Source organism: Devosia marina (assembly GCF_009758415.1).
Classification (GTDB): Bacteria; Pseudomonadota; Alphaproteobacteria; order Rhizobiales; family Devosiaceae; genus Devosia; species Devosia marina.
This window is the reverse complement of sequence record NZ_WQRF01000005.1, coordinates 12,470-29,127: the sequence shown is the minus strand read 5'-3', so window position 1 is coordinate 29,127 and position 16,658 is coordinate 12,470. Positions and strand designations below refer to the sequence as shown.

General features: G+C 61.7%; 16 protein-coding genes. 2 read left to right on the top strand and 14 right to left on the bottom strand.

What is annotated here, in order from left to right; translation table 11 throughout:
• Positions 1-27: 27 nt before the first annotated feature.
• Positions 28-1,467: a pyruvate kinase gene (pyk, locus tag GO014_RS14685; protein ID WP_157291076.1), complete on the bottom strand. Its 1,440-nt coding sequence runs from the start codon at positions 1,465-1,467 to the stop codon at positions 28-30.
• The gene (locus GO014_RS14680) at positions 1,464-2,009 is read right to left on the bottom strand and encodes a DUF1036 domain-containing protein (protein WP_343030978.1); all 546 of its coding nucleotides are present in this window, start codon (positions 2,007-2,009) and stop codon (positions 1,464-1,466) included. The genes pyk and GO014_RS14680 overlap by 4 nt, the downstream gene beginning before the upstream one ends.
• 268 nt (positions 2,010-2,277) lie before the next feature.
• On the opposite strand from GO014_RS14680, the gene GO014_RS14675 reads away from it, so the two are divergent.
• Entirely contained in the window at positions 2,278-2,541 is a 264-nt protein-coding gene (locus GO014_RS14675; protein ID WP_061907597.1) for a DUF2312 domain-containing protein, read from the top strand.
• Positions 2,542-2,548: 7 nt separating this feature from the next.
• Here the strand turns inward: GO014_RS14675 and GO014_RS14670 are convergent, their stop codons facing one another.
• Both GO014_RS14670 and GO014_RS14665 read right to left on the bottom strand, forming a co-directional pair.
• The gene (locus GO014_RS14670; RefSeq protein WP_157291074.1) at positions 2,549-2,776 is read right to left on the bottom strand and encodes a flagellar basal body rod C-terminal domain-containing protein; all 228 of its coding nucleotides are present in this window, start codon (positions 2,774-2,776) and stop codon (positions 2,549-2,551) included.
• Positions 2,777-2,860: 84 nt separating this feature from the next.
• Complete coding sequence (locus GO014_RS14665) at positions 2,861-3,571, bottom strand: aspartate/glutamate racemase family protein (protein WP_157291073.1); 711 nt, start codon at positions 3,569-3,571, stop codon at positions 2,861-2,863.
• Between the two features lie 149 nt (positions 3,572-3,720).
• Between GO014_RS14665 and GO014_RS14660 the strand changes: the two genes are divergently transcribed.
• Entirely contained in the window at positions 3,721-4,182 is a 462-nt protein-coding gene (locus GO014_RS14660) for an Lrp/AsnC family transcriptional regulator (protein WP_157291072.1), read from the top strand.
• Between the two features lie 36 nt (positions 4,183-4,218).
• Here GO014_RS14660 and dxs read toward each other — a convergent pair whose 3' ends face one another.
• The 10 genes from dxs to GO014_RS14610 form a co-directional block, all read right to left on the bottom strand.
• Positions 4,219-6,147, bottom strand: coding sequence for a 1-deoxy-D-xylulose-5-phosphate synthase (gene dxs / locus GO014_RS14655; RefSeq protein WP_157291071.1), 1,929 nt, complete (start codon positions 6,145-6,147; stop codon positions 4,219-4,221).
• A gap of 140 nt (positions 6,148-6,287) precedes the next feature.
• Complete coding sequence (mepK, locus tag GO014_RS14650; protein ID WP_343030977.1) at positions 6,288-7,937, bottom strand: peptidoglycan L,D-endopeptidase MepK; 1,650 nt, start codon at positions 7,935-7,937, stop codon at positions 6,288-6,290.
• A gap of 199 nt (positions 7,938-8,136) precedes the next feature.
• Positions 8,137-9,834 (bottom strand): L,D-transpeptidase family protein, encoded by a 1,698-nt coding sequence (locus GO014_RS14645; RefSeq protein WP_157291070.1) that lies wholly within the window; start codon positions 9,832-9,834, stop codon positions 8,137-8,139.
• Between the two features lie 467 nt (positions 9,835-10,301).
• Positions 10,302-10,715, bottom strand: a complete 414-nt coding sequence (locus GO014_RS14640; protein WP_157291069.1) for a VOC family protein — start codon at positions 10,713-10,715, stop codon at positions 10,302-10,304.
• Positions 10,716-10,881: 166 nt separating this feature from the next.
• A complete protein-coding gene (locus GO014_RS14635) occupies positions 10,882-12,054 on the bottom strand; it encodes an acetyl-CoA C-acetyltransferase (RefSeq protein ID WP_157291068.1) in 1,173 nt (390 codons plus the stop codon).
• Positions 12,051-12,707 carry a 3-oxoacid CoA-transferase subunit B gene (locus GO014_RS14630; protein ID WP_157291067.1) on the bottom strand — a complete coding sequence of 219 codons (657 nt, stop codon included), beginning with the start codon at positions 12,705-12,707 and terminating at the stop codon, positions 12,051-12,053. The genes GO014_RS14635 and GO014_RS14630 overlap by 4 nt, the downstream gene beginning before the upstream one ends.
• Positions 12,707-13,420, bottom strand: coding sequence for a CoA transferase subunit A (locus tag GO014_RS14625; RefSeq protein ID WP_116589961.1), 714 nt, complete (start codon positions 13,418-13,420; stop codon positions 12,707-12,709). The genes GO014_RS14630 and GO014_RS14625 overlap by 1 nt, the downstream gene beginning before the upstream one ends.
• Positions 13,421-13,491: 71 nt before the next feature.
• The gene (locus GO014_RS14620; protein WP_157291066.1) at positions 13,492-14,472 is read right to left on the bottom strand and encodes a branched-chain amino acid ABC transporter permease; all 981 of its coding nucleotides are present in this window, start codon (positions 14,470-14,472) and stop codon (positions 13,492-13,494) included.
• 1 nt (position 14,473) lies between these two features.
• The gene (locus GO014_RS14615) at positions 14,474-15,361 is read right to left on the bottom strand and encodes a branched-chain amino acid ABC transporter permease (protein WP_116589963.1); all 888 of its coding nucleotides are present in this window, start codon (positions 15,359-15,361) and stop codon (positions 14,474-14,476) included.
• Between the two features lie 98 nt (positions 15,362-15,459).
• Positions 15,460-16,656, bottom strand: a complete 1,197-nt coding sequence (locus tag GO014_RS14610) for an ABC transporter substrate-binding protein (RefSeq protein ID WP_207785279.1) — start codon at positions 16,654-16,656, stop codon at positions 15,460-15,462.
• Positions 16,657-16,658: the final 2 nt, after the last annotated feature.

Sequence of the window (16,658 nt, the reverse complement as noted above, 5' to 3'; positions counted from 1 at the left end):
TGGTCATTGATGCAGGTGAGTAACACCCTAGCTCGAGCCGGCGCCATCCTGGCGGACGAAGGCGATGCGCAGCATGTTGGTCGCGCCGGGGGTGCCCAGCGGCACGCCGGCCGTGATGGCGATGCGGTCGCCGGGGCGGGCAAAGCCCTCCTGGTAGGCGATGACGCAGGCGCGATCGACCATGTCTTCCAGGCTCACCGCATCCTCGGTCTGCACGCAATGAATGCCCCAGACCACCGAGAGACGGCGAATGGTGCGCAGATTGGGCGAGAGCGCGATGATGGGCTTGTTGGGCCGTTCACGCGCGGCGCGGATGCCGGTCGAGCCCGAGGCTGTGTAGGTGACGATGGCGGCCAGATCGAGGGTTTCGGCAACCTGACGCGTCGCGGCCGAGATGGCGTCGGCGGCGGTCGCCTCCGGCTCGGTCTGCGCGGCACGGATGATGTTGTTGTAGTTGGCGTCGCTCTCCACGGCCACGGCCACCTTGGCCATGGTGGAGACCGCTTCAACCGGGTATTGGCCCGAGGCGCTTTCGGCCGAGAGCATGACCGCGTCTGCGCCTTCAAAGACGGCAATGGACACATCCGAGACCTCGGCACGGGTCGGCACCGGCGCGGTGATCATGGATTCGAGCATCTGGGTGGCGACGATGACCGGCTTGCCGAACCGGCGGCACATGCGGATCATGCGCTTTTGCAGCCCGGGGACCTGCTCCAGCGGCAGTTCGACACCCAGATCGCCACGGGCGACCATGATGGCGTCGGAAAGCTTGACGATTTCTTCGAGCCGCTCGATGGCTTGCGGCTTTTCGATCTTGGCCATCACGCCGGCGCGGCCCTGCACGATCTTGCGGACATCGATGATGTCTTCGGGGCGCTGCACGAAGCTGAGCGCAACCCAGTCGACCTCGGCCTTGAGCGCTTCGAGCAGGTCCGCATGGTCCTTCTCGGTCAGGGCGCCGGTGGGCAGCAGAGTGTCGGGCAGGGATACGCCCTTCTTGTCCGAGAGCTTGCCGCCATAGATGACTTCGGTCTCGATGGCGCCATTGCCGACCTTGGTGGCCTTCAATTGCAGCTTGCCATCGTCGAGCAGCAGGCGGTCACCCACAGACACGCTTTCGATGATTTCGGGATGGGGCAGGTAAACGCGCTGGGCGTTGCCCTGATCGTTTTCTTCGCTATCGAGGGTAAAGCTCTGCCCGGCGACCAGATTGACCGAACCCTCGGCGAACTTCCATACGCGCAGCTTGGGACCCTGCAGGTCGGCCAGAATGCCGATGGGGTGCTTAAGCCGCGCTTCGACCGCGCGGATGCGCTTGACGGTCTGGTGCAGCACCTCATGGCTGGCATGGCTCATATTGATGCGGAAGACGTCGGCCCCGGCCTTGGCCAGTTCCTCGATCATGGTCTCCTCGTGGCTAGCGGGCCCGAGGGTGGCAAGGATCTTTGCGCGTCTGATCCGTCTCATTGCGTGTCCGTATTGTCTGGCGTTAAGGGCTCGTCGGGGTCGACCAGGAAAGCCGGATCTTCGAGATCTTCGCCCAGGTCCGGGCCGACAATGCTTGGCGCGCCGGCGCTCTCGGTGAGCTGCAGCGTCCAGTCGGTACGGTTCTGTGTATCGATTTCAAAGAACCCGGTGCGCTCATAGCCCCGGGCGAGGCAATCCTCAACCCCGAATATTGTGAAGGTTTCGTCACGGGTGCACATGAAGACCTGTCCATCCCAGGATCCGCCACCGATATCGTCCACTGCGTAGAGGTAGTAGAAGCGGCGGGCGAGATCGCCCTGGAAGATCGTGCGGCAGTCGCCGGGAGGGGCCTGCCACCAGCCTTCGCTCATCCAGCCGCGCTCGGCGCGATAACCCAGAGCGACCGAAACCAGATTGGCGGTTTCATTGCAGATGCGCAGTTCGGCCTGTGCGGGCGTGGCCATGGCCATCAGGCCACCAAGGGTGGCAAGCAACAGGGTCGAGCCAAAACGGATGGGGTTCACCATTGCGCTGGAAATCACCGGAAAACGTGCCCTTCTTTGATCGTATGGCAGAGAGGAGGTCAATGGCTAATGGGCCGATTTGACGGAAATGCGGGCGAGAATCCGTGCTGGTCATAAAAGCGGCGTGAGCGGAAGCGGCAAGACCGGGCAGGGTGTGGATTGCGGGTAAAGGGGGTTGAACGGGGGGCGGGCTTGGGGTTGATGGAGCGCGGACAATTCCGCAGCAATTTCGCGTCAGCCGTCCGGTATTCGACCGGCCGGAACTGGTCGCCAGGAGAGACGAAGCATGGCCGTTGAAGATAGCGTCGCGCAGGATCAGTTGCGCGCTTTCATCGAGCGCATCGAGCGTATGGAAGAAGAAAAGGCAGCCATCGCTGCCGACATCAAGGAAATCTATGCCGAGGCCAAGGGAAATGGCTTCGACACCAAGATCCTGCGCAAGATCGTCACCATCCGCAAGCAGGACGCCAATGAGCGCATGGAGCAGGAAGCGCTGCTCGAGCTCTACATGTCCGCCCTGGGCATGGTCGAAGCGCCGCCCGAGCGGTAATCGGCGATCAGGCCAGTATGTCGAGCAGGGCTTTGGACATATCGCTGGCCACGCTGACGACCTTTGCCGAGGCCTTGAAGTTGGCCTCGGCGCCGATAACGTTGACCATTTCGCTCGAGAGGTCGAGGGCGGTGCCTTCGGTGTCTGACCGAGCAATGCGCGCGGCGCTCTGTTCGAGCTGGCCGCTGGCGCGCTGCATGCCGTAGGCGCCGATGGAGATGCTGGAAATGGTCATGGGCCGCCCTCTCGTCTGCAGGGGCAGGAAGCCAGCAAAATTCTCAACAATCAGTTAGCCGAAACGGTCTAACTCGCCTTAAGCTCAAGCGGCCCGGGCAGCTTCATCACCCAGTGCAAAGCGGATCGCGGCGTCGGCGTGGATGGTTGTCGAGTCAAACCCGGGCAAGGGCAGTGTGTCCGGATCGATCAGCAGGCCGATCTCGGTGCAGCCAAGAATGACGCAGTCTGCACCATTGGCCTTGGCGCGATCAATGATCTTGAGATAGGCCCTGCGGGCTACCGCGCGCACCTGACCCTGGCAGAGTTCGTTGAAGACGATGTCGTGCACGATTTTGCGGTCGTCTACTGCCGGCACCATCACCTCAATCCCTTGGGCTTTCATCCGCTCGGTATAGAAACCGTGTTCCATGGTGTAGCGGGTCGCGAGCAGCAGCGGGCGCTTGCGGCCATGCGCCTGCAAGGTAGAGGCCGTTTCGGTGATGATGTCGATCAGTGGAATGCCTGACATCGCAGCAACCGGCTCGGCCACCAGATGCATGGTATTGGTGCAGATCAGCACGCATTCCGCACCGGCGCGCGCCAGGCTCGCCCCGGCTTGGCCCAACAAAGCGCCGGCCTGGTCCCAGCGCCCGGCCTGTTGCAGAGCCACGACTTCGGTAAAGTCAAGCGAGCGCATCGCGATGTCGGCCGAGGCCAGCCCGCCGCGCAGACGCCGTATCTCTTGATTGATGTGGCGATAATAGACGGCAGTCGATTCCCAGCTCATGCCGCCGATCAGACCGATCGTTTTCATTTCCGCTACCTCCTGGTCATCATCGAAATGATGCCGCGTCTAAGGATCACGCGGCGCGCAGAGTTTGGTCGTTCCCGCAAGGGTGGCGCGGGGAAATTGCGTCTCCGTAAGGAAAGGCGCTAGTATTCTGCACGTAGGGAGTAATACTCATGCTGGATGAGCGCGACCGGAAAATTTTGGGCCTGTTGCAGGCGAATGCAGAGCAGCCCGTCAACGACATTGCCGCAGCCGTGGCGCTGTCGCCATCGGCCTGTTCCCGCCGCATTGCGCGGCTCAAGGATGAGGGTTTCATCTTGCGCACCACAACGGAACTGGACCGGCGCAAAATGGGTTTGCCGACCACTGTCTTTGTCATCGTGCGCACCGGCTCACATGCCGCTGACTGGCTGGATAAGTTTCATTCTGCCGTTTCGGCCGTCCCCGAAATTGTCGAGGTGCACCGGCTAACCGGTAATTTCGACTACATTCTCAAGATCGTTCTGCCCGATGTGGAGCATTACGACGTGGTCTACAAGCAACTTGTTTCACGCATCGAACTGTTCGACATGTCGGCCTATATCTCGATGGAAACGGTCAAGGCCGCTCAGGGGCTGCCGACAAACTACGCGTAGTTCCCGGACATGCCTCCGCCCTTTGAAGCGGAGCCACTATATCTTCGCCAGGGCCGCTTTCATGGCCGCCTGATCATATCCCAGCGCCGTCAATGCGGTAGCCACGATGCCGGCGCGATCGAGGCCGGCATCGGCGTACATGTCCGCCTGGGATGCGTGCTCGACAAAGGTGTCCGGGATCATCAGCGGGCGGAACCGCAGTTTGCCATCAAGCAGGCCATTGCTCGCGAGGAATGTGGCAACATGGCTGCCGAAGCCGCCCAGTCCTCCCTCTTCGGTCGTGATCAATACGTCGTGGCTTTGCGCGAGCGACGCAATCAACTCTTCGTCCAAGGGTTTGAGGAAGCGTGCGTCTGCCACAGTGGGGTTGAGCCCGAGCGCGGCCAGCTTGTCTGCGGCAGCCTGCACTTCGCCGAGCCGTGTGCCATAGGATAGCAGCGCAATGGTGCTGCCCTGGCGCACGATGCGGCCCTTGCCGATCGTCAGGACTTGGCCGCGTTCCGGCATGTCCACGCCCATGCCCTCACCCCGCGGGTAGCGGAAGGTGATGGGGCCAGTATCATAAGCTGTCGCGGTTGCCACCATGTGGCGCAATTCGGCTTCGTCGGCGGCCGCCATATGCACCATGCCCGGTATGGCGCCGAGATAAGCATTGTCATAATTGCCGGCGTGAGTGGGGCCATCGGCGCCAACATAGCCGGCCCGGTCGATGGCAAAGCGCACCGGCAGGCCCTGAATGGCTACGTCGTGGATCACCTGGTCATAAGCGCGCTGCAGGAAGGTCGAATAGATGGCGCAAAAGGGCTTCATGCCTTCGCTGGCCATGCCCGCCGCGAACGTTACGGCATGCTGTTCGGCAATGCCGACATCGTAGATGCGGGTTGGAAATATCTCGGCGAACTTGTCCAGGCCCGTACCCGAGGGCATGGCGGCGGTTACGGCCACGATGCGCGGATCCACCTGGGCTTCCTGGATCAGTGAAGAGGCAAACACCGAGGTGTAAGAGGGCGCGTTGGATGGCGCCTTGGCCTGGGCGCCGGTGATGACGTTGAACTTGGACACACCATGATATTTGTCAGCCGAGTTCTCGGCCGGGGCATAGCCCTTGCCCTTTTTGGTTACGGCGTGGATCAGGATAGGGCCCTCGCCAAATTCCTTGACGTTGTCGAGGATGGCCAGGAGGTCTTCTAGATTGTGCCCGTCGATCGGGCCGACATAATAGAAGCCCAGTTCTTCAAACAGCGTGCCGCCGGTAAAGAAGGAACGGGCGAATTCCTCGGTGCGGCGCGCCGGCTCGTGCAGGAAGGGCGGAAGTTTCGAGACCACGGCCTTGGCCGCCTCTCGGGTGCCGCGATAAACCGGGCCGGAGACCAGACGTGCAAGGTAGGTCCGCAGCGCCCCGGTGGGCGGGGCAATGGACATGTCATTGTCGTTGAGAATGACAATCAGCCGCGCATCCATGGCGCCAGCATTGTTCATCGCCTCATAGGCCATGCCGGCGGACATGGCACCATCGCCGATGACGGCAATGACATTGCGTGGTTTTTCCATGTGCTTGCTGGCTTCGGCCATGCCCAGACCGGCCGAGATCGATGTCGAGGAATGCCCGGCGCCAAACGGGTCATATTCACTTTCGGCGCGACGGGTGAAGCCGGAGAGCCCCCCTTTCTGCCGAAGGGTCCGCATGCGGTCGCGGCGACCGGTCAAGATCTTGTGCGGATAGGCCTGATGGCCGACATCCCAGATGATGCGGTCATGCGGCGTGTCAAACACAGCGTGCAGGGCCACGGTCAACTCCACCACGCCAAGGCCTGCGCCGAGATGGCCGCCGGTAACCGAGACAGCGTCGATCATTTCGGCTCGCAATTCATCGGCAAGCCGACGCAGCTCCTCGCGCGGCATGTTCCGCAGGTCGGCCGGCGTCTGAACGGTGTCGAGCAGCGGCGTATCGGGCTTGTTGGCCAAGCGTATCCCCGTCAAATATCTGGTTTGTCCCTGTTTAGGCGCAGGGTCATGCCATTGCAATGCCAGCCAAGGCCATGTGGCGATGGGTCTCCACTAATGGGAGAGCATTCAGGCAATTGCAGGGCGCCGTAGACTTGCCGTCAGTTGCTGGCCAAGACCAGAGGCGCGGTGCGCGTGAAGCGGTTGTGGACCGGCGGAGGACCGCTATCGCCAACGCTCTTGATCAGCACATGGGGCCCCATTTCTGGGGTCGGGTCGAAGTCGGCCTCATCGTGATTGAAAATCACGGCATAGCGGCCAGAAGACATCGCTGCCGGATCGATGAAAATGTCTGCGACATGTTCCAGGTCGGGGGCCACCAGAGCGGGGCGGCGCATGGCATTCGGATCAGGGCGGGCGGCGACATGCTGCACCAGTGCTTGGGCCAGCGGCGTGGGCGCATTGGCGTCGGTCGCTCCAAATGTGCTGCCGAACAGGTCGGACAGATTGCCGCCGAGCGACGCGGTTTGGATAGTTGCTGCTGGGCGCAGGGGCGGCAGAACCGGCAGACGTTCGGTTGGTGCGGGGGGCGTTGCCGTGGCACTGGCGGTTGTGGTGCCTTCGATTATCATTTCCAGCGCGCGCTGGGCGCCAGGGTCAGCTGCCGGGCTTGCGGCAGCATAGGCCGTCAGGATGTCCGTCGGCGGATCGGACATGATGACTCGCGGCGTCGGCATGGTCGGCTCAGTCAGGGCTGCAAGGGCCATGACGGCGTCATTGTTGCGCAGGTCTTCAGGCATGGCCACTGGCATGGCCACCGCGACTTGCGAACTCTCATTCATCTCGTCATCGGTCAGCGGCGCGCTGCCGCTAGTCGAAAAAGGAAGGGCGGTATCGGACACCGAGGCAACCGCGAAGTCTGCCCCGCCCAGATCGGCCGGGCGGCGATCGGGCATGACCGGGGCAACCGGGGTCGTGCGCTGCGGGGCCAAGGACGCGGTCTGCACTTGCGGCGCGCTGGCGGACTTCTGTTCGTTTCCGCCAAACAGCAGGTCCACCAGGGTGCGGCCGCTGCCTCCCGAGGCGCTGGCCACCTGAGTGCTGGAACCGGAGCCGTTGCAGGGGAAGGCGTGGCAGCGTTTCCATTCGGCCAGGGCAACATTGTAGCCCTGCTGGGACAGCACCTTGCCGTCGGTGGGCAGGTGCATGGTCTTGCCGTCTGGAAACAGTTCCTTGAGTTGGGCGCGGGTCATGCGTGGCCAGGCGCGCACGGAACCGGTGTCCAGATGGACAAAAGGGCTGCCTGAAGTGGGATAATAGCCTACGCCACCGACCTGTTTTTTCATGGCAGCGGCGCGCAGCTTGGCCAGCGGTACACCGGGAATGAAGAAGTCCATCGCGGTGCCACGCATATGCTGGGAATTGTCGGCGACACCGGACGATTTGGACGCCAGCATGGCGTTGGTGGCCGGGGAGCGATAGGCCGACACAATGTTAATCGGCTGGGTGCCGCCCACATCCTGATAGACTTCCCAGATCAGGTCGAACAGGCGCGGGTCCATCTTGGTGGCTTCATCGCGCCGCCAGTCCCTCAAAAACTGATTGAGCTCGTTCAGGCCCGACTGGACATATTGCCCATTGCGCTTGAAGACGATGCGGGTCGTTTCCTTGGTGTGGGTATAATGGAGATAAAGGGCGCGCTCGGATGCTGCCTGAACCGGCACCACCGGCAGCAGAGAGGAAACGCACAAAGCTGCGGCGGCAATAGCCCGCGCAGCACCTCGCCAATTGATCAACCCCAAGACCGTCACGCCAAACTCTGCCCGGCTCTCTCGTCAGATAATGGTGAGACGTTAGCGCCCAATTCGCTCGAATTGATTAACGCTAACCAGTTGTGAACTGACCGCAGATCCCCTCACGCTTCCGTTATTAAGGGCAAAAACAGGCACAACCAAGGCGAAATTGTTACCTGGGCGTTAACCGATCTCGGTTCGACAAGGACGTTTCCCGTCAGGGGGAGAGTTCCCGGGGCGCTGTTTCCGCCTCGGCGACAATGGCTGGCGGCTCGATTGCATCGAGCCCCATCGCGGCGATCAGCTTTTCGTTGTGGCCATAGAGATCACCGAAGGAGCGAATGGTCCCATCCTCTTCGACCCGGAGGGTGAAATAGGCCAGATGCACCGGGATCTGCTTCTGCGGGTTCACCCAGCGCTCCGACGGGCCGAACATGGATTCGAGCGAGGCGCGCGAAATGTTTGGCTCATTGGCCATCAGCGCATCGGCAAATTCCATCGGGTTCTGCACCCGCACACAGCCATGGCTGAAGGCGCGATAGGACCGCGCAAACAACGACTTGGACGGGGTATCGTGCAGATAGACGTCATGCTTGTTGGGGAAGAGGAACTTGATCTGCCCCAGGGCATTGCCGGCGCCGGGGCGCTGGCGCACCCGGAAGGGGAAATTGGACGGCGAAACCTGGGTCCAGTCGACCTGCCAGGGGCTGACCGTGGCGCCATTATAGAGCAGGTCCATGTTGTGGCTGTCGGTATAGCCTGGATTGCGCAGGATCGCGGGGGCGATCTCACCGCGAATAATGGACGATGGCACGTTCCAATAGGGGTTCACCACCACGTGGCGGATGCTGTCCGAGAATATCGGCGTCTGGTTCTTGGTGGTGCCAACAACCACCCGCGTCGTATATTCTTCCTGGCCATTGCGCAGGATGGAGAGGCGGAATTCGGGGATGTTTACGAAGACGGTGAAATCGCCCAGATCGGAAGGCATCCAGCGCCAGCGCTCCATATTGGCGATGATGTCTTCGCGCCGCGTGGCTACCCCACCGTTGAGGGCGGCGACCGTGGCGGGTCCGATTATGCCGTCGACTTCGAGCCCCTGGCCTTTCTGGAAGGACCTGATCGCGTCGACGGTCAGGTCATCATAGAGCTGGGAGGTCGAGGCAGCCAATTCCAGCCTCGCGCGAATGGCGGGCAGGCGGGCATCGGAATTGCCTGGACGGAGCACCGGGCCGTCACTAATCGGGGTGGGGCGGGCGGCACTGGATTGTTCAAAATTGGCAAGGGCCGCCTTAAGCGCCTGGAACTCCCGGTGCTGGGGTTCGAGCTGCATCAGGATCGCGGCGGGATCGTTGCTCCGGGCGAGCTGCTCAAGCAGCGCGGCCTCGTTGATCGGCTTGCGCTTGAGATCGAGCAGGGTGCTGATCGACTGGGGATCGATGCGGCCATTATGCAGGTGATCGGCATAGCGCATGGTCGCGGCCGAAAAGGCGGTTTCCAGAGTTGCCAGTTCAATGCCGTCGCCCGACAGCCTGGCGGCATCAATCTGCGGGGTCAGATAGTCGGACGGGTCCAGCCCCTCGCTGGCAGCATTTTCAAACAAGGTGATGATCTTGGTGGCCGCTGGCGAGAAGGTGACCGTGCCATTAGCCTGTTCGGCCAGCCAGATTGGCTCGAAATGGCGCTCACCATAGAGAAAATAGAGCCTTTGAGCTTCCTCATGAGCGCGCGTGTCCGGGCGGGCTCCGTAATAAGCGGCGGACAGGCCTGACTTGATCGTGCGCGCCAGGGCGCTTTGCGGCGGCGCAATGACGATGCGGCTGGTTTCAAGGCTGGCAAGCTGTTGGGCCGATCCCGGAGAAACCACAAGTGTGGTGGCAACCAGGGCGACCAGACTGACCAGAACCTTGTTCATGCTTGCTCCCGACAACAATCAGCCACAACCGGCACGAATCCCAACGCGTCCGCGCATGCCAAAAAAATCAATAGCCCGCAATTCTTAACAGGAGCAATTGCTCGCAGATTCGTGAAACGGCGCTGTGGCCGGTCTGCAACGGTCTGCGTTTCCAAATAGCCGCGTGATTTCTTCCATTGGTCGCGCCAAGTTAGTCGCTTGTTATGGCGCGTAAATTTGTGAAATCGCAGGGCTGAAGAGCGCTCAAGAGAGAGAAATGCGTACCGGGATGCGCGGACGTGACGCGAGCTCACAAAGGATGGCTATCAGCCAATGTCTGCCTCCGTGTGCGTAGGGTGATGCTTTGGGTTGCGAACAGAATGGATTGGCTGGCAGCGACCGGCTTTTCAGAGCGGCCAACTTCTTGGTCTGATTTGGGGTGGCTTGCTGTCAGTCGGCTTTTGCCCTGGCAGATAATAAAGCCGCCGCTAGAGGATTGTTACGCCCTTACCCGGGTGCTCTCGATAGTAGGCAAGTCGCGATTGCAGTGACCCCACGTGCAACTCGAGCTTATGCCCGTCAGGGTCCAAAAAATAAGTCGAAGCACCTTCGCTCCGATTGTCTTTCCATATTGTAGCAGTCGCAGACACCCGAGCGCTTAGTTCACTGTAGGATTCTTCAGGTACGCTAAACGCGATGTGGGTGTAATCCGGGTGAGGTGCAGACCTCACCTCCTCATCGCGAGACAAGCATAGCCAAAGCGATCCTGCTTCCAAATAGGCACCATCTGACCATATCGCTCTGACGGCACAGCCGAGCACGTCACGATAGAACTCTAGTGATCGCTCGACGTCAGCGACCGCTAGGGTAATATGGTTTAGTCCGCTTACGCTCGTGCTCATCACCAATACCACGGGCTTAATCCGTGTCCGTTATCGGGCACGCGAGGCAGGGCATCAAGGGGTCAATAAGGGGGTCGGCGCCTGCCTTCAGCAGTGCGCCCAATTTCTGCCGCTCCAACCGGGGGCGTTTTTCCCGATTGCCGACAGTCCGCAGGCGCTCGCCGCTTCACCGCTCGACGCAGAGGGCGACCCCCATACCGCCTCCGATGCAAAGGGTGGCGAGGCCTTTGCTGAGGTTGTTGCGCTCAAGCTCATGCAGCAGGGTGACCAGGATGCGCGCGCCCGATGCGCCAATGGGATGGCCCAGGGCAATTGCGCCGCCGCTGACATTGACGATGTCGGGGTTCCAGCCCATGCCCGCATTGACTGCGCAGGCCTGCGCGGCAAAGGCCTCATTGGCCTCAATGCGATCAAGGTCTTGGATCGACCAGCCGGCCTTCTCGAGCGCCCTCTGGGAAGCCGGAATGGGACCCGTGCCCATGATGGCGGGATCGACCCCGGCGGTCGCCCAGGCTGCAATGCGGGCGAGGGGTGTCAGACCGCGTCGGGCGGCCTCTTCCTCGCGCATCAGCACCAGTGCCGCGGCGCCGTCATTGAGACCTGATGCGTTGCCAGCCGTCACCGTGCCTTGTTTGTCAAAGGCCGGGCGCAACTTGGCCAGCGCGTCCGAACTGGTCTCGGGTCGCAGGTGGTCGTCTCTATCGACGATGGTCGTGCCCTTGCGCGTCTCGATGCTGACCGGGGTGATCTCGCGGGAGAAGTGGCCATCGGCCTGGGCCTTGGCCGCCTTGCGTTGACTGGCAAGAGCAAATTCGTCCTGCCGCTCGCGGGTGATCTCGAACTGGCGGGCCATGTTCTCGGCGGTGATGCCCATATGATAGCCGCCAAAGGCATCCAGCAGGCCGTCGACGACCATGGTGTCGACCAGGCTGATATTGCCCATCTTGGCGCCGGCGCGGAGCGACTGACAATGCGGGGCAAGCGACATTGACTCCTGCCCGCCGGCGACGATGACGTCAGCGTCGCCACACAGTATCTGTTGCATGCCAATGGCCACGGCGCGAAGCCCAGAGCCACAGACCTGGTTTATGCCGAAGGCCGTTGCGGCTTTCGGAATGCCGGCCTTCACCGCCGCTTGGCGCGCTGGATTTTGACCGGCCCCGGCAGTGAGCACCTGGCCCAGAATGACTTCGTTGATCTCGTCCGGCGCCACGCCGGCCCGTTCCAGCGCAGCCGTGATGGCGGTGGCCCCCAGGTCGTGAGCAGGGACCGTGCTAAGCGGACCCATGAAACTGCCGACCGGTGTACGGGCGGCACCGACAATGACTATTCCACTCATGCCACCTTCTCTCCCAGTGCTACCGTGAACCGAGCCTCGGTCTTGGCGGTGATTTCGTCAACTGAAACCCCATCGGCCAGCTCGATCAGCCGCATGTCGGTTTCACCGCGGCGCGCGATGGAGAACACCCCAAGATCGGTGATGACCAGATCAGCGACACGCTTCCCCGTGAGCGGCAGCGTGCATTCCCGGAGCAGTTTGGCCTGCCCCTTGGCCTCGTGTTCCATGACCACGACGACGCGTTTGACCCCGGCTACCAGGTCCATCGCGCCACCCATGCCCTTGACCATCTTGCCCGGGATCATCCAGTTGGCCAAGTCGCCATTTTCAGCCACCTGCATGGCGCCCAGAATGGACAGATCGATGTGCCCGCCCCGGATCATCGCGAAGCTGTCGGCGCTTGAAAAGAAGCTGGTTTCGGGCAATGCGGTGATGGTCTGCTTGCCAGCATTGATAAGATCGGCGTCCTCTTCCCCTTCATAGGGGAAGGGACCCATGCCGAGCATGCCGTTCTCGCTCTGGAGCCGCACATCCATGTTATCGGGAATGAAGTTGGCCACCAGCGTCGGGATGCCAATGCCCAGATTGACATAGAAACCGTCTTCGAGTTCACGTGCGGCGCGCGCCGCCATCTGATCGCGGGTCCAGGCCATTATGCCACCTCCTCGTCGCGCTGCCGCACGGTTCGCTTTTCGATATGCTTGGCGGGGTTGGGGACATGGACCAGCCGGTCGATGAAAATGCCGGGCGTGTGGATATGGTCCGGGTCGAGGCTGCCGGTCTCAACCAGTTCCTCCACCTCGGCGATCGTGACCTTGCCGGCGGTCGCCATCATCGGATTGAAGTTACGCGCCGTCATCCGATAGACCAGATTGCCCTCGGGATCGCCTTTCCAGGCGTGGACCACCGAGACATCGGCGACCAGTCCGGTTTCCATGACATAGTCGTCCTCGCCAAAGCGGCGAACTTCCTTGCCCTCGGCAATCAGCGTGCCGACACCGGTCTTGGTAAAGAAGGCCGGGATGCCGGCTCCGCCGGCCCGTATGCGCTCGGCCAGTGTGCCCTGCGGATTGAACTCAAGCTCCAGCTCGCCGGACAAGTATTGCTCGGCAAACAGCTTGTTCTCGCCAACATAGGACGAGATCATCTTCTTGATCTGTCGCGTCGCCAGCAAGCGCCCAAGGCCAATGCCGTCCACGCCCGCATTGTTGGAAATGACGGTGAGGTCCTTGGCACCTGACGCTTCGATGCCTTCGATGAGCGCCTCGGGAATGCCGCAGAGGCCAAAGCCGCCGGACATGATGGTCATACCGTCGGCCAGCACATTGGCCATTGCTTCGGCGACACTGGATTTGACCTTGCGCATGCGGGTCTCTCCCTGAACTGGTGGTAAGGTCGCCATGCCTGTTGCGGCATGGCGAATTTTTTATGGAGCCGCTAGAGGGGCTTCTTGATCCATTTGGACAGCACGCCAACGATGCCTTCGCGGAACAGCAACACGCTGATCACGAAGATCGTGCCCTGAAGAATGGTCACCCAGGCGCCAAAGCTTGCGAAATAATTCTGCATGGTGACGATGACGGCAGCCCCCACGAACGGCCCGAATATGGTGCCCATGCCACCCAGCAGCGTCATCAGCACGACCTCGCCGGACATGGTCCAGTAAACGTCGGTCAGCGAGGCGAGCTGGAACACCAGGGACTTGGTCGAGCCCGCCAACCCGGCGAGGGCCGCGGACATCACGAACACGGCCAGCTTGTAGCGGTTGACCTTGTAGCCCAGCGAAATCGAGCGCGGCTCGTTGTCACGAATGGCTTTGAGCACCTGCCCGAAGGGCGAATGGATGATGCGGTAGATCGCCAGCAGCCCGCCGAACACGATCGCCAGCACCACAAAGTAGAGGGTACGGTCATCGGCCAGCGAGAGCACGCCGAACAGGTTGCCGCGTGGAACCGCCTGAATGCCATCCTCGCCACCGGTGAAGGGGGCCTGGAGGGCAAAAAAGAAGACCATTTGTGCAAAGGCCAGCGTCACCATGGCGAAATAGATGCCTTGGCGACGGATGGCCAGCGCGCCGATCAAAAGGCCAAGGATCGCTGCTGAACCGGTGCCGAGCAGGATCGAAACTTCGGGCGTCAGGCCCCAGACCTTGGCGGCGTGGGCGGTCACGTAGCTGGCCGATCCGAAGAAGGCGGCATGACCGAATGAAAGCAGTCCGCCAAAGCCGAGCAGCAGGTTGAGGGCAGAGGCAAAGAGCGCAAAACACAGGATCTTCATGATGAAGACCGGGTAGAGCAGGAAGGGTGCGATCAGCAGCAGCCCCAGGAGGACGGCGAAGATGATGATGTGGTGGCGCGGCGTGCCGATGGGCATGGCCTGGGACGCGCTGGAATAGGTGGTTTCTGTCGTAACGCTCATCTCAGGCGGTCCTTCCGAACAGGCCAGCGGGCTTAACCAGCAGGACGATGGCCATGATGACAAAGATCGCCACCGAGGAGGCTTCGGGGTAGAAGACCTTGGTCAGGCCTTCGACGATGCCGAGACCGAAGCCGGTGAGAATGGCCCCCAGGATCGAGCCCATGCCACCGATCACCACGACTGCGAAGACCACGATGATGAGGTCGGCGCCCATATTGGGATTGACCGAATAGATCGGCGCGGCCAGCACGCCGGCAAAGGCGGCCAGCGCCACGCCGAAGCCGTAGGTGAGGGTGATCATGCGCGGCACGTTGATGCCAAAGGCGCCCACCAGAGTGGGGTTCTCCGTGGCGGCGCGCAGATAGGCGCCAAGCCGGGTGCGCTCAATGGCGAACCAGGTGCCGAAGCAGACAAGGAGCGAGGCGACGACGACCCAGGCGCGATAGTTGGGCAGGAACATGAAGCCGAGATTTGTCCCCCCGCTGAGTTGGGACGGGATAGAATACGGTAGGCCCGAAACGCCGAAGCCATTGCGGAACAGTCCCTGGATGATCAGGGCGAGGCCGAAGGTCAGCAGCAGGCCATAGAGATGGTCCAGATGATAGAGGCGCGAGATCATTAATCGCTCGATCACGACGCCGGTCGCCCCCACGACCAGTGGTACTACGATCAGTGCCCCCCAATAGGGAATGCCGAGATAGGTCAGACCCATCCAGGCCACGAAAGCGCCCATCATGTACTGGGCCCCGTGACTGAAATTGATGATGTTGAGCAGCCCGAAGATGACGGCCAGCCCAAGGCTGAGCAGGGCGTAAAAGGAGCCGTTGATCAGCCCCAGAAGGAGCTGGCCGAACAGGGCCTGTGGGGGAATTCCCAAGAGCTCGAACATGTTCTCTTACCTAATTTCGCGGATCCGCAGCAGCGGAACCGCTCCGGCGACATTGGGCGGCGCCCCGGCCGGAACCGGGACGCCAGGAGGACGAAGAACTACTCGACGAGTGCGCAGCCGCCGTCTTCAAGCGGCATGAAGGCGACTTCAGCCGGGATGGTGGAGAGGAGCTTGTAGTAATCCCAGTCGCCGGCGGATTCTGCAGGCGACTTGACCTGGAACAGGTACATGTCGTGCAGGTGGCGGCCGTCTTCGCGCAGCGAGCCTTCGCCAAAGACCTGGTCCTGAGACGGGTTGGACTTCATCCAGTCCATGACCGCCTCGGTTTCCTTGCTGTCGGCCGCTTCCACGCCCTTGAGATAGTGGGTGACGGCCGAATAGACGCCAGCATGGACCATGGTCGGCTTGGAGCCGCCCATTTCCTCGGAGAAACGTGCCGACCACTCGCGGGTATCGTCGTTGAGATCCCAGTAGAAGGCTTCGGTCAGCACCAGGCCCTGCGCCGTTTCAAGGCCCAGCGCATGCACATCGGTGATGAAGATCAGCAGCCCGGCAAGTGCCTGCCCGGCCTGGGTGATGCCGAATTCGGCGGCCTGCTTGATCGAGTTGACGGTGTCGCCGCCGGCATTGGCCAGGCCGATCACGTCTGCGCCCGAGGCCTGGGCCTGCAGCAGGAACGAGGAGAAATCGGTGCCCGGGAAGGGGTGACGGACGGAGCCGACCACAGAGCCACCGGTTTCCTCAACCACCTTGGAGGTGTTGGCTTCGAGCGAATGGCCGAAGGCGTAGTCGGCGGTCAGGAAGTACCAGTTCTTGTAGCCGGATTCGACCATGGCGCGGCCAGTGCCGTTGGCCAGGGCGTAAGTGTCGTAGGTCCAGTGGGCGGTGCCCGGTGCGCACTGTGCGCCGGTCAGGTCAGTCGAAGCGGCGCCGGAATTGAGGAAGATCTTGCCTTTCTCACGGGTGATCTCGCTGACGGCAAGCGCGGCCGAAGATGTCGGCACATCGACGATGGCGTCCACACCTTCCTCGTCATACCACTGGCGCGCAATGGTGGAGGCCACGTCGGGCTTGTTCTGGTGGTCGGCTGAAATCACCTCGACATTGATGCCCTTGGACGCGGCGTCGAAGTCCTCGATGGCCATGCGGGCCGCCACCACCGAGCCTTCGCCCGAAAGGTCGGCATAAATGCCCGAGCGGTCGTTGAGCACGCCAAGCTTGACGTCCACCGCCATGGCGGAGCCCGTCATCAGCATGGCGGCAAGACCCGCCAGGGTTGCTGTCTTGAAGTTCATTG

What these genes read in the sequence shown, in the direction of transcription:
- GO014_RS14630 (WP_157291067.1), bottom strand. Translation starts at nt 12,707, where the DNA reads ATGGCCTGGACCCGCGATCAGATGGCGGCGCGCGCCGCACGTGAACTC.
- GO014_RS14615 (WP_116589963.1), bottom strand. Translation starts at nt 15,361, where the DNA reads ATGTTCGAGCTCTTGGGAATTCCCCCACAGGCCCTGTTCGGCCAGCTC.
- GO014_RS14620 (WP_157291066.1), bottom strand. Translation starts at nt 14,472, where the DNA reads ATGAGCGTTACGACAGAAACCACCTATTCCAGCGCGTCCCAGGCCATG.
- GO014_RS14625 (WP_116589961.1), bottom strand. Translation starts at nt 13,420, where the DNA reads ATGCGCAAGGTCAAATCCAGTGTCGCCGAAGCAATGGCCAATGTGCTG.
- GO014_RS14645 (WP_157291070.1), bottom strand. Translation starts at nt 9,834, where the DNA reads ATGAACAAGGTTCTGGTCAGTCTGGTCGCCCTGGTTGCCACCACACTT.
- GO014_RS14665 (WP_157291073.1), bottom strand. Translation starts at nt 3,571, where the DNA reads ATGAAAACGATCGGTCTGATCGGCGGCATGAGCTGGGAATCGACTGCC.
- GO014_RS14670 (WP_157291074.1), bottom strand. Translation starts at nt 2,776, where the DNA reads ATGACCATTTCCAGCATCTCCATCGGCGCCTACGGCATGCAGCGCGCC.
- GO014_RS14610 (WP_207785279.1), bottom strand. Translation starts at nt 16,656, where the DNA reads ATGAACTTCAAGACAGCAACCCTGGCGGGTCTTGCCGCCATGCTGATG.
- GO014_RS14660 (WP_157291072.1), top strand. Translation starts at nt 3,721, where the DNA reads ATGCTGGATGAGCGCGACCGGAAAATTTTGGGCCTGTTGCAGGCGAAT.
- GO014_RS14635 (WP_157291068.1), bottom strand. Translation starts at nt 12,054, where the DNA reads ATGAGTGGAATAGTCATTGTCGGTGCCGCCCGTACACCGGTCGGCAGT.
- GO014_RS14675 (WP_061907597.1), top strand. Translation starts at nt 2,278, where the DNA reads ATGGCCGTTGAAGATAGCGTCGCGCAGGATCAGTTGCGCGCTTTCATC.
- GO014_RS14640 (WP_157291069.1), bottom strand. Translation starts at nt 10,715, where the DNA reads ATGAGCACGAGCGTAAGCGGACTAAACCATATTACCCTAGCGGTCGCT.
- pyk (WP_157291076.1), bottom strand. Translation starts at nt 1,467, where the DNA reads ATGAGACGGATCAGACGCGCAAAGATCCTTGCCACCCTCGGGCCCGCT.